We start from the raw sequence: 12,865 nt of genomic DNA on the forward strand, positions 1-12,865 counted from the left end.
ATTTTTATTATCAATCAGTTGATGAATAAGGCAACAAAGAAAAGTGACGAGGACGTAGTAAATCTAAGGAGAGAGGATAGATGTTGACAACATTTACCAAATTCTTCTATAATTTAATCACTATAATGAAACCCCTTTCATAAATGATTGTTTTAAAATGATTACGTTTATCGCTGCGTACGATCCTTAGAAAATTCCATGCATTCGATCAGCGATTCGACTATTGCGTTCAGAGAGGAAGGTAAGGAATTTATGACTAATAGGTTAGAGGACTCTGGATTACAAACATTATCAAGCAATCAACCGCAGCAACAAATACAGCTTCATTACGATGCTAAGAGTTTTATCATTGGGGGCAAGAGAGTATTCCTGAACATTGCTTCAATTCATTATTTTCGGATGCCGAGGCAAGAATGGCGGGAAGTGCTGGTTAAGGCGAAGCTTGCAGGAATGAATTGCGTCGATACTTATTTTGCATGGAATGTACACGAACAGGAAGAAGGGAAGTGGGACTTTAGCGGCGATAACGATTGTGGGGCTTTTCTTGATTTATGCTCTGAGCTTGGATTGTGGGTTATTGCGCGTCCGGGTCCGTTTATATGTGCGGAATGGGATTTCGGTGGTTTTCCATACTGGCTGAAGACAAAAGAAAACATTCAGTTCAGAACAGACAATGAAGCGTATCTCCGTTACGTTTATCTTTACTTGGATCAGATTGTTCCTGTTATTCGTTCTCGTCAATTGACGAAAGGCGGTTCCGTTATTCTCGTACAGGTAGAGAATGAATATGGATATCTGGCTGAAGACGCGCCCGGCATAACTTACATGAACGGTCTTCGTGATGCTTTGCTGGAGCGGGGAATTGAAGTACCTTTGATCACCTGTGAGGGAGGCGCGGAAGGAACGATTGAAGGGGCGAACTTTTGGTCAGGTGCGGACGGACATTATGAGAAGTTAACACGTAAGCAGCCAGATGTTCCGAAGCTGGTAACTGAATTTTGGACGGGGTGGTTTGAGCATTGGGGAGCGCCAGCGGCTACGCAGAAAACGCCCGATTTATACGAAAAGCGAATCATGGAGGCGATTCGTGCAGGTTTTGACGGAATCAGTCATTATATGTTTTTCGGCGGCACCAATTTCGGGGGATACGGAGGGCGTACGGTAGGAAGCAGCGATATTTTTATGGTGACCTCCTATGATTATGATGCTCCTTTATCAGAATACGGACGCATTACAGACAAATATAGAACGGCCAAAAAGATGTCTTTGTTCACGCAGGCACTGGGTGAAATCTTACTAGAATCGGAGCCATTAGATAACGGCGAGGCACGTTGTGAGGAAGGCATCAAACTCCAAGGTAGGCAATGGAATGGGCAAAAGCTTTGGTTTGCCGAGAGTATCAAGCAGGAGAAGGGAATGTTTTCGGTAACGCTAGAAAACAACCGAACACTTCAGGTGTCGATCAAACCGGGACAAATCGTTCCGATACTTGACCGGATTGAAATTTGTCCAGGTCTAAAGCTCACAAGCAGCGGGTTCGTGATCGGAAACGACCGGATTGGTGAAATCCAAACTGTGATCTTAGCGGGAGAAGACGGAGGACGTACACATATCGTATTCGAAGCAGATCAGGACCTTCATTACGATAACGTAGGAAATATCCCATATGAAAGTAGTAAGGATGGCCGAACACTACATTTGGACGTATTTCATTTCCAGACACCTCAGCGAATTCGGCTGATGGCGGGCGGGCAGCTAGTTGAAGTCTTCATGTTAAATCGTTTTATGTCCGATAGAGCCTGGAGGATCCAAGGGGACGAAATTCGCTGGGCAATCGGCTGGACGGACATCGACTTTGAGGCTGGTGGCAACATTATCGGAGTAATCGGCGGATCCGATTGCGAACCGTTCCTTTTAGGGGATTGGGGGCGTGAAAAAGAGGATGTACAGGATCGTGCGGACAGAATAACAAGCAACTCCGGTAATGCGATCAAACCACTAGTACCGCCAAGCTTGTCGGAATGGAAACAGAAAACCGTAAATCTTCTTTCGCTTACATCAGGGGAGCTTACGGAACGTCCTCGTGGATTTGCAGAGCTGGATCTTGAATTTGGTTATCTCATATATAGCAATGATGTGGAGTGTGATCAGGATCAAGAAAGCACTCTTATTTTCTCAGCCATACAGGACTCTGCACGTTTGTTTGTTAACGGACAAGAACAAGCGATGATTCGCCAGGTCGGCGCGGCATCGGCTGCTGTCCGACTGTCCAAAGGCCACAACAAGCTGCAACTGCTTGTACAGCATATGGGTAGTCTCAATTTTTCCCCATTCTTGGGGGAAGAGAAGGGGATATTCGGTCCCGTTTATATGGACGGCTCGGCCGTTGAACTTCGAAGAGATTGGTATAGTGGCGAAGAGGTTGTCCATCTGGATGAGGTACATACCCGAACATTTACTTCTGCGTTAACACGAACGTTCGAGCTGATGGCGAATGACCAAGCGATACTGGTAGGTGCGTTAAACAGCGGACTTCGAATTAACGGCAAGGATGTTCTTATGGAAGATTATCAAAACTGGTTTGCCTATCACGCTGTCGACATTTCTGCCTATCTCATCAGCGGCACTAATACGATTGAAATGCCAGTATCCAAAACACCTGTGAATCGGTTGGAGTTGCTAACGTATAACAGGTCACGGGAGTTAACAAATTGGTCGTCAGTCTTAATGGAAGACGCAGTGGAGTTTGAGGAAGATTCAGGCACCAGTAAAATGGGTCCTACCTGGAATCGCAGCACATTCGATCTTCCAGCAATTCCAGAGGATTTGAATCCTAAGCTGAAGCTTCGTATGACCGGAATGAGCAAAGGTTATATACTTCTGAACGGCAAAAACCTTGGACGCTATTGGCAAATCGGGCCTCAGGAGGATTACAAAGTTCCAATGGCGTGGCTGAAACAGACGGGCAATGAGTTAATCTTGTTTGATGAAGAGGGCAGACGGCCAGATTCAGTACGTTTCTTATATGATGTGCAATCGAATCAAAGCTGGAAAACATTAATTTAATTGTAATTTAGAGAGGATTTATAATAGGCTAATCGTGAAATCAGGAAGGAAGCGTTAGGCTTGAGACAGGTCACCATATATGATATTGCAAAAGAAGCAAATGTATCGGTTTCAACTGTATCCCGGGTATTAAACGATACCGCGCCAGTAAAGAGATCTACTCGTGCCAAGATTGAAGAAGTCATTCAAAAACACAATTTTCAGCCTAATGCGATGGCTAGAAGCCTGCTTACAAATGAAACGGGAATTATCGGTGTAATCGTTCCGGATCTTACCAATCCCTTTTTCCCTGAAGTATTCGCCGGAGCGGAAGAAGAGGCGCAGCAGTCGGGACATACATTCTTGCTTAGTAATACAATCGGCGATTATGCTAAGGAATCGCAATATCTTAGTATTCTGCGAGAGAAGCGTGTGGACGGTATTATATTTTTGGGAGGAAGGATCAATTTAAAACACTGCGAAGAGCATCTAGTACAGGAGCTCGTGCAGTGTGCAAGCGTCATTCCGACTGTATTAGTCAATGGAGCTTTACGCAAAACCGACTTGGTTAGGGTAGTCACGGACGAGTCAGCAGGGACTGCTCTTGCAGTCCGGCACTTGACCCTACTTGGACATAGAGAAATCGGCTTTATCGGAGGAGAAAGTCATATGACGACAACTTCCATCAAGTTACGGGCATTCCGAAAGACGATGAAAGATGAGGGACTCGATGTTCGGGAGGAATGGTTACTACCCGACAGTTTTTCGATTGATTCGGGTAAGCGACAAATGCTGAAGCTCTTGGCGATGGAGGAGAGACCGACTGCCGTATTCTGTGTCAACGATTATACGGCGATTGGAGCAATTAAGGCAGCAACAGAGGCGGGTTTGTCGATTCCAGATGACATGTCTATTGTTGGGTTTGATGATATTCCGTTGGCGCATCATTTTATTCCGGAGCTAACTACTGTTTCCCAGCAGGCACATGAGCTGGGCAGAACGGCAGTTAAAGTGCTAAAAGCGATGATGAACAATGAAAAAGTGAAGAAGCTTACCTCGCTCGAGCCGCAGCTTATTATTCGGCAAAGCTCGGGACTTCGGAGTTGATAAGTCTTCTACAGCACTCTCATAAAAGTGAAATTCTTTTTATAAGAGCAGCATCCGAAATGTTGGGTTGCTGCTTTTTAGCGTGCTGAAATATTCCCATACTTGAATAATTATTATTCTGGTGAACGGACTAAAATGTTGAAATGTAATTTGAGGAGTGTTAGAAAAAAAGAAACAAATTGTAATATTGACCAAATAATGGAATAAGGATATAATGAAATGGGTTTCATGAAAACCCTTACATAATCTAATTTACGCGAAAGATGCACTGTTTTTGGGGGGAGGATAGAAGCAATTTTTTAACCGAACCGTCTTGTTTGCATTCGTTTAATCATCCATTAAGGGGAGTGGGTTTAACGTGAAACAGTTGAAACCGATGTTGATTGTTTTTTTATTAGCTGTGTTGATGATTATGACTGCATGCAGCGGCAACAACGGGGGAGATACACCGGAAGTTCAGACTCCGGAACCCGAGGCTCCAGTCGTAACGCAGGCTCCAACCGAAGAGCCTGAACCGGCTGCCCCAGATTTGGGAGGCAGAGAGATTCGCATTTCGCATTGGTGGGATGCAACACCAGCAGGAGATTCGGAAGCGGATGAACTGGCCCGGGAAAGAATTAAAAAGGTAGAAGAGAAATACAACGTCAAAATTAAATACCTAAACACGGAATATTGGTCGACTTCTGAGAAGCTGTCGTCTTCTGTTATGGCTAACGATCCATTTGCAGAAATCGTTCGTCTGCCTGACGGATTCATCTGGGGACTGATGAACGGCGGATTCTTAATGCCATTGGAAGATTACCTGAAAGATACGCGCGTTGCTCAAGACGTAATTGATTCAATGCGTTTTGGCGGCGAGCATGTATACGGACTTGAAAGCTGGTATAACCCGAATGACTCGGGCATGTTCTACAATAAACGCATCTTCAAGGAAGCTGGTTTAGAAGATCCTCAACAATTGATGGATAAGGATAACTGGAACTGGACGACAATGCTGGATGCTGCGAAGAAACTGACTGTAGACAATAATGGTGATGGTAAAGTGGACCAACATGGTCTGGCTGGAGCACATTATGTTATCTCAGAATTGTTGATCGCAAGTAACGGCGGACGTATCTTCGATGAAGCCACCAAGAAAGTAGTATTTGACTCTCCGCAAGCCATAGAAGCTCTTAACTTCGAATACGATCTGTACAACACTCACAAAGTTATTAAAGAAAATGAAGGAAATGACTGGGAAGATCCAGCAAAATATTTCGCGGAAGGCAAGATTGCGATGTATCCAGGCGGAATATGGGAAATCGAAGGACGTCTGACAGATAAAATGCAAGATGAATGGGGTTATGTCTACTTCCCTAAATCACCTAGCTCATCATCCTATTCAGATCCGATCGGACAAACCGCTTCTTATGTCATTCCTAAAGGCGTTAAGGATGCAGAAGTTATCGTGAAAATTTGGGAGGAACTGCAGGATTTTGATAATTGGGAATCCAACCGCCAACTTTCGCTTGAAAATGTGCTCCCGGACGAAACCTCGATCGCTAATGCGATGAATGAAGATGGCAAGGTACAGCGAGTATTTGGCGGACGCTTCGGCGGCCTAGGTGTTAAAGATCAACTCGACTCCGTGACAGGCAAGTTTGTTAAAGGTGAAATTACGCCATCAACGGGTGTCGCTCAAGTGATTGGACCCGCACAAGCGGCTGCTGACAAAGTGCTGAGCGGCGAGATTGAAGATAAGAAAGAGTAGATTCAAAAAGACTTATATGTAAAAAAGCAGCCTGTCCGGTTTTCTGGCTATGAAGATCGGCGGGCTGACAAAATAAAGATTCCGCTAGTTTGCAAAAGGGGGATATTAGGTGAAAATCGCCTTTTCCAGAATGACCGTCTCATGGCTGATTCTCATCACTATGCTGATCTCGATATTGGTTTTCCCTATACCTCAGTCTAGCGCGTCTAGTACTGGAACCGCAGCAAATACAGAAGCCGATTCACTCATCGACCAGAACTCTTTGACAGCTACTTTGGATAACAGCTACGACCAATATTTGGAGCAGTACAAAAATGAAGACCGGCCGAGTGGCGAGATTGTGATCCAAGGAGCGGACTATACAAACGCTAATGAAATGAAACCTGAAATCGTAAACGAATTAGGTGGACTAGCGGGTGATTTCGTCAAGACGGGGGAAAGTGGCTCCATTAGCTGGGAACTTGATGTACCGAAATCGGGCTTATATCATATCGCCGTTCGTTATTTTCCGATAGAAGGAAAAAGCTCGGCAATCGAAAGGGAATTGTTGATTGACGGAGTACTTCCATTCTCCAGTGCTAAAAACCTTACTTTTCACCGGGTATGGAAAAACGAGAGCGAGCAAATCGCACAAGATAACAGGAACAATGAGCTGCGCCCTCGGCAAGTCGAATCACCGATATGGCAAGAATCGCTGCTTAGAGATACAGAAGGATATTACGAAGAACCATATATGTTCCATTTCTCGGCAGGTAAACATACGTTGACATTCGTCTCTTCCAGAGAACCGGTGGCACTCGATTACATCAAATTGTTCCAATATGATATGCCTGCTGCTTACGAAGAGGTGAAGGCGGGCTATGACTCTAAAGGTTATAAAGAGACAAGCGGTCATTTGATTAAAGTTCAGGGTGAGAGTGCTTCTTACAAATCTTCTCCGACTTTATATCCCATTCCCGATCGTTCCAGTCCGTCTACAGAACCTTACGACGTGTCGAAGATCAGAATGAATACGATCGGAGGAAATAATTGGAGATTACCAGGCCAATGGATATCCTGGGAAATTGAAGCACCGGAGGATGGATTATACCGAATTGCTCTTAAGAGCAGACAAGAATTGCTTCGGGGAATTTACTCTACACGCTCACTATGGATTGATGGAGAAATCCCGTTTAAGGAAATGATGCAAATTCCGTTTCATTACGACTCGGATTGGCAGATGAATGTACTCGGCAACGAGGAAGAGCCCTATTTATTCTATTTGACTAAGGGGAAGCATGAGCTGAAATTTGAGGTCAGTTTAGGTGCAGTTGCACCTTTGATTCGCCAAGTAGAAGCAAGTGTCCTCGAAATTAATGCGATGTATCGAAAAATCTTGATGATTACCGGTAATGTTCCAGATCCTCACCGAGATTATCAATTAAATAAGCAAATTCCCGACATGGTTGAAGTGTTTAAGAAACAAAGCGACATTTTATATGGTGTGTCGGAAGAGTTAGTACGTCTAACGGGTGAAAAGAGCGATAAAACCGCTGTCCTGAACAAAACAGCTTATCAGCTTGCAGATTTGGCGGCAAAACCAGAATCCGTTCAGAAGAGGCTTAATCAATTCAAAATCAATGTAGGCAGCGTCGGTGCTTGGCTTCTCGAGGTTAGAGAACAGCCGCTTGAAATCGATTACTTAATTCTTGCATCATCTGACGAAAAGCTGCCTAAAGCAAATTCTTCTTTTGGTAAAAAGATGGTACACGAGGTATCGTCCTTTTTCACTTCCTTTTTTGAAGATTACAATACGATCGGAAACACGGCCGAAGATGAAGAGTCCATAACGGTATGGATCGGAACCGGGCGTGATCAGGCACAAGTGCTGAAAGCAATGATTGATGATACGTTTACACCGCTTAGCGGAATTAGTGTGAATCTGAAGTTGGTCAATCAGGATGTACTTCTTCGTGCATCGCTCGCGGGGGAAGGCCCCGACGTGGGTATGCAGGTCGGAAACGATGTGCCGGTCAATTTTGGTATGCGGAATGCAGCGGAGGATTTAACGAAATTCCCAGACTACGAGACGGTTATAAAACAGTTCAGAGAAAGTGCAACAGTTCCTTATCAATTTGAGGGTGAAGTATTTGGTTTGCCTGAGCAGCAAATCTTTAATATGCTCTTTTACCGAAAAGATATTTTGGAGGAGCTGAATTTGGACCCACCGCAAACGTGGGAGGATGTATACGCGCTGATCCCAGTTCTGCAGAAAAACCATATGGATTTTGCTCTTCCACTTGCTCAATCGACAGGTGTACCCGTGCTTGAGGCAAACCGTGCTTTTGCAATGATGCTGTATCAGATGGACGGATCCTTTTACCTCAACAACGGTGCCAAAAGCGGTCTAGATACGGAGATTGGACTCAGCGCCTTCAAGAAATGGACCGACTTCTATACGAGTTACAAGCTACCCTTGATTTTTGATTTTCCAATGCGGTTTCGTACTGGTGAAATGCCGATTGGGATTCAGGATTACACCTTTTACAACTATTTGACCGTGTCCGCGCCTGAAATTAAAGGGCTATGGGAATTCATTCCGGTTCCGGGTTTAAAGCAGGCCGATGGAACAATTCGGCGTGATGTCGCTAGCAGTGGAACATCTACCATTATGCTCAAGGGAGCGAAGAACAAGGAAGCGGCATGGGAGTTCATGAAATGGTGGGTAAGCAAGGACGCTCAGGTACGATACGGTAGAGAAATGGAAGGACTGATGGGCGCCGCAGCACGTTATCCAACAGCCAATATTGAAGCACTTAAGGAACTGCCATGGCCGGCTCGTGATTATAAGAATCTGGAAGAGCAATGGCAATGGGTAAAGGGTGTACCAGAAGTGCCGGGCGGTTACTTCACAGGAAGGCATCTGGACAATGCGCTTCGTGAAGTGATTAACAATGGTACAAACACGGCCGATGCCCTTTATGACTATGTACAGGAAATCGACTATGAAATCATGGAAAAACGTAACGAGTTCAAGTTGGATGGTCAGGACTAGGGAGGGTCTCTTTTGCCAAAAACGAAAATAGCTGCCGAGATGATGATGCAGCCGAATGGTCGCCCTGTCCGGTTGCAAGGGAAGTGGAAGTTATTCGTCAAGGACATAAAACGGGATCGGCATGCGTACGTCCTGCTAGCTCCTTATGTTTTGTTGTTCATGTTGTTTACCGTGCTTCCGGTCGTTATATCTATCTTTTTCAGTTTTACGAGTTTTAATATGCTGGAGTCTCCGAGCTGGGTGGGCTGGGAGAACTATTCCAAGCTGTTATGGAACGATGATGTATTCCTGATTGGGCTTAAAAATACGATGATCTTTGCCGTTATTACGGGACCGGTCAGCTATATTGCCTGTTTCGTCTTTGCCTGGCTTATTAATGAACTTAAACCGAAGGTTAGGGCATTTATGACGCTCGTTTTTTTCGCACCGTCGATATCAGGAAACGTATTTTTTATATGGCAAATTATTTTTTCAGGTGATTCGTACGGCATTATGAATGGATTGCTGATGAAGATTGGGGTGATCTACGAGCCGATTTTATGGCTTCAAGATACGAAATACATGCTCGCGATCATTATTATCGTTCAATTATGGCTGAGTCTCGGAACCAGCTTTCTGGCATTTATTGCTGGTTTGCAGACGGTTGATCGGACGCTGTACGAGGCGGGGGCGGTAGATGGAATCAAAAACCGCTGGCAAGAGGTTTGGTTTATTACACTACCTTCGATGCGGCCTCAATTGATGTTTGGTGCCGTAATCCAGATTACAGCTTCCCTTGCCGTAGCAGACGTCGCAATGGCTTTAGCAGGTTTTCCAAGCGTGCAGTATGGAGCTCATACGGTCGTTACCCACTTGGTCGATTATGGCACGATTCGTTTTGAAATGGGTTATGCGTCCGCCATTGCTACCGTACTGTTTGTACTGATGCTAGGCTCGAATCTGATTATTCAAAAGTTGCTGAAGAGGGTGGGGGAATAGCTAGATGAAACTCTCTCTACGTCTTGAAAAAAAGTTGAACCGCTCCTGGCAAGTAGATCTCTTGCTATTCCTTTTACTTGGTTTGTTTGGTGCTTTTATGGCGTTACCGTTGATCTATGTCATTAATAATGCATTTAAACCGCTAGATGAGTTGTTCGTATTCCCGCCTACGCTGTTTGTGAGAAATGCGACACTCGATAACTTTCTGGATTTGTTTCAAGTGATGAAAAGCTCTTGGGTCCCATTTTCAAGATATATTTTCAATACGTTCTTTATAACGGCGGTAGGGACTGCAGGACATATTCTGCTCGCTTCGGCGGCAGCTTACCCGCTGGCTAAGATCAAATTCCGTGGTCATAAAGTATTGTTTACGCTTATTGTTCTTTCGTTGATGTTTTCTCCGCATGTAACGGCTATTCCAAACTATATGATCATGTCTGTCTTGGGATGGATTGATTCATATCAGGCTGTTATTGTTCCGGCGTTCGCATATCCACTTGGCTTGTATTTGATGAAGCAGTTTATGGAGCAAATACCTGATGCACTGCTCGAAGCTGCCAAGATTGACGGAGCTAGTGAATACCGTATTTTCTGGCGGATTGTCATGCCGCTCGTTAAGCCAGCTTGGTTGACACTACTCATTCTGATGATGCAAATACTGTGGGGAACAGATGGAGGCAGTTTTATTTACAGCGAGCAGCTTAAGACGATGCACTATGCGATGGGGCAAATCGTTCAAGGCGGTATTGCCCGCGCAGGGGTGGGAGCCGCAGTTGCAGTAATTATAATGACGGTGCCGATCGTAACGTTTATTTTGTCACAAAGCAATGTGATTCACACGATGGCTTCGTCCGGAATGAAGGACTAAAGCGATGGGGGCGTATAGCTTGATAATGAAGCGATCGATTTTGATCCTAGCGGCAGCGATGATTATATTCGGACTAAGTCCGAAGCCGGCTCAAGCATCGCCGTACGAGGGATATACTTATTCGTATTGGGAAGATGACGTTAAGTCGCCGATTGCTTATCTTCCTTCCAGGATGATAACGGGCCAGGAGTTAGGGATTGGACCATTCACGACGCCGAGTGATATGTTTGCGGCGCCTGACGGTAAACTGTACGTTCTGGATTCCGGTAACGGGCGAATTGTAGTGCTTAACAGGGAGTGGAAGGTGATCGACCAAATCCAAGGTTTCGATAATAATGGCAAACAGGACAGCTTTAATAAACCGGAAGGCATTTTCGTTACCGCAGCAGGCCGTGTTTTTGTAGCGGATACCGAAAATAGGCGCGTAGTCGTATTAGACGAAAATGGAAAGTTTATCAGAGAAATTGGTGCTCCGAAGTCGGAGGTGCTCAGTGACAATTTCGAATACTTCCCACGCAAAGTTATTGTCGATAAAGCCGGCCGTATCTACGTCGTTGCGAGAGGCGTCTTTGACGGCATTATTGAGTTTGATAACGAAGGCGGCTTTACCGGTTTTATAGGTACCAATAAAGTGCAATTCGATCCTGTCGATTTGTTCTGGAAAACAGTATCCACCAAAGAACAACGAGAAAAGATGATCCGCTTTGTCCCGATTGAATTTAATAATACGGATTTAGATGCAGACGGATTTATTTATACGACTACGGCGGATAAGCAAACTGCAGTTCCTGTCAAAAGGCTGAACCCGTCGGGCATCGATGTGCTTCGTATAAACGGGGAACTAGGCCCGATAGGTGATCTTAGTAGAGAAAGATCGGCTTTCATCGACATTGATGTTAGCGGTAATGGTGTGTACCGGACGCTTGATTCAACTCGGGGACGCGTTTTTACTTACAACGAGGACGGTAATTTGTTGTACGTAGTCGGTCAACTTGGAAATCAACTCGGCACATTCAAAACACCGATTGCAATTGAAAGTTTCGATAATCGTATCTTCGTTTTGGATCAAGATCTAGGAATGATTACGGAATTTACCGTGACCAAATTCGGAAGCCTGGTTAATGAAGCGAATGGATTATACAGCATAGGGAAGCACGATGATGCCGCGAAGCTATGGGAACAGGTGCTCAAGCTTGACGCAAATTTTGAAATGGCTTATGTCGGAATCGGCAAGTCGATGCTGCGTCAAGGAGAATACAAGGAAGCTATGAAATATCTGAAGCTGGGAAATGACAGGGAATATTATTCTAAAGCATTAACGAAGTTTCGCAGGGAATATATGCGGGAATATTTTGGGATCTACATGACGATGGTGATCATACTCATAGGGGCCGCAATAGCCGTGCGCCGAGTTCTGAAGGTAAGAAAAGGGGGCATGAAACAGAATGCAGTTTCTTAAGGACGCTAAATACACGCTGCACGTTGCTTTTCATCCCTTTGATGGGTTTTGGGATCTGAAATACGAGAATAAAGGGAAGCTCAGAATCGCGCTTACGATCTTGTTATGCGTGACGGTTATGATGATACTGAAACGTCAATATGCCGGCTATGTAGTCAACTTTAATTACCCGCTTGATCTGAACAGCATAGACGAGTTGAAATACATTGTCCTTCCATTCTTGCTCTGGTGCGTCGCGAATTGGTCGCTCACGACACTGATGGACGGGGAAGGAAAGTTTAAAGAAATTGTCATCGCCACAGGCTACGCGATGATCCCTTTAATTCTTATCTATCTGCCTAATTTATTGCTTAGCAATGTCATTTCACTGCGGGAGTCTCCGTTCTATTATTTACTGGAATCAGTGGCTATGCTTTGGTTTATGTGGTTATTGTTTATCGGAACAATGACGGTTCATCAATATACGGTTATCAAAACGATCATGACGATGTTCTTAACGGTCGTGGTTATGGGTGTCATCATCTTTTTAGGGCTTCTTTTCTTCAGTCTCATTCAACAATTTGTTGGGTTTGTTTATACGATCTATCAGGAACTTTCATTGCGATCATGAGAAAGGGGGCCAGG

Annotated in this window: 8 protein-coding genes; all 8 read left to right on the plus strand. The window is 44.7% G+C overall.

From position 1 onward, the window contains the following. Positions 1-252: 252 nt before the first annotated feature. The 8 genes from H9647_RS05510 (at position 253) to H9647_RS05545 (ending at position 12,851) form a co-directional block, all read left to right on the plus strand. Positions 253-3,066 (plus strand): beta-galactosidase, encoded by a 2,814-nt coding sequence (locus H9647_RS05510; RefSeq protein ID WP_191798771.1) that lies wholly within the window; start codon positions 253-255, stop codon positions 3,064-3,066. A gap of 60 nt (positions 3,067-3,126) precedes the next feature. Continuing rightward, the gene (locus tag H9647_RS05515; RefSeq protein WP_191798772.1) at positions 3,127-4,152 is read left to right on the plus strand and encodes a LacI family DNA-binding transcriptional regulator; all 1,026 of its coding nucleotides are present in this window, start codon (positions 3,127-3,129) and stop codon (positions 4,150-4,152) included. Between the two features lie 358 nt (positions 4,153-4,510). Beyond that, positions 4,511-5,902: an ABC transporter substrate-binding protein gene (locus H9647_RS05520; RefSeq protein ID WP_191798773.1), complete on the plus strand. Its 1,392-nt coding sequence runs from the start codon at positions 4,511-4,513 to the stop codon at positions 5,900-5,902. A gap of 109 nt (positions 5,903-6,011) precedes the next feature. Further along, positions 6,012-8,936, plus strand: a complete 2,925-nt coding sequence (locus H9647_RS05525; RefSeq protein ID WP_318245268.1) for an extracellular solute-binding protein — start codon at positions 6,012-6,014, stop codon at positions 8,934-8,936. Positions 8,937-8,975: 39 nt separating this feature from the next. Beyond that, complete coding sequence (locus H9647_RS05530) at positions 8,976-9,914, plus strand: carbohydrate ABC transporter permease (RefSeq protein ID WP_191799427.1); 939 nt, start codon at positions 8,976-8,978, stop codon at positions 9,912-9,914. A gap of 4 nt (positions 9,915-9,918) precedes the next feature. After that, positions 9,919-10,782: a carbohydrate ABC transporter permease gene (locus H9647_RS05535; RefSeq protein ID WP_191798774.1), complete on the plus strand. Its 864-nt coding sequence runs from the start codon at positions 9,919-9,921 to the stop codon at positions 10,780-10,782. 25 nt (positions 10,783-10,807) lie between these two features. Continuing rightward, entirely contained in the window at positions 10,808-12,241 is a 1,434-nt protein-coding gene (locus H9647_RS05540) for a gluconolactonase (RefSeq protein ID WP_191798775.1), read from the plus strand. Beyond that, the gene (locus tag H9647_RS05545; protein ID WP_191798776.1) at positions 12,228-12,851 is read left to right on the plus strand and encodes a Yip1 family protein; all 624 of its coding nucleotides are present in this window, start codon (positions 12,228-12,230) and stop codon (positions 12,849-12,851) included. The genes H9647_RS05540 and H9647_RS05545 overlap by 14 nt, the downstream gene beginning before the upstream one ends. The last annotated feature ends 14 nt before the right edge of the window (positions 12,852-12,865 follow it).

It is taken from the genome of Paenibacillus gallinarum (genome assembly GCF_014836635.1).
Taxonomy (GTDB): Bacteria; Bacillota; Bacilli; order Paenibacillales; family Paenibacillaceae; genus Paenibacillus; species Paenibacillus gallinarum.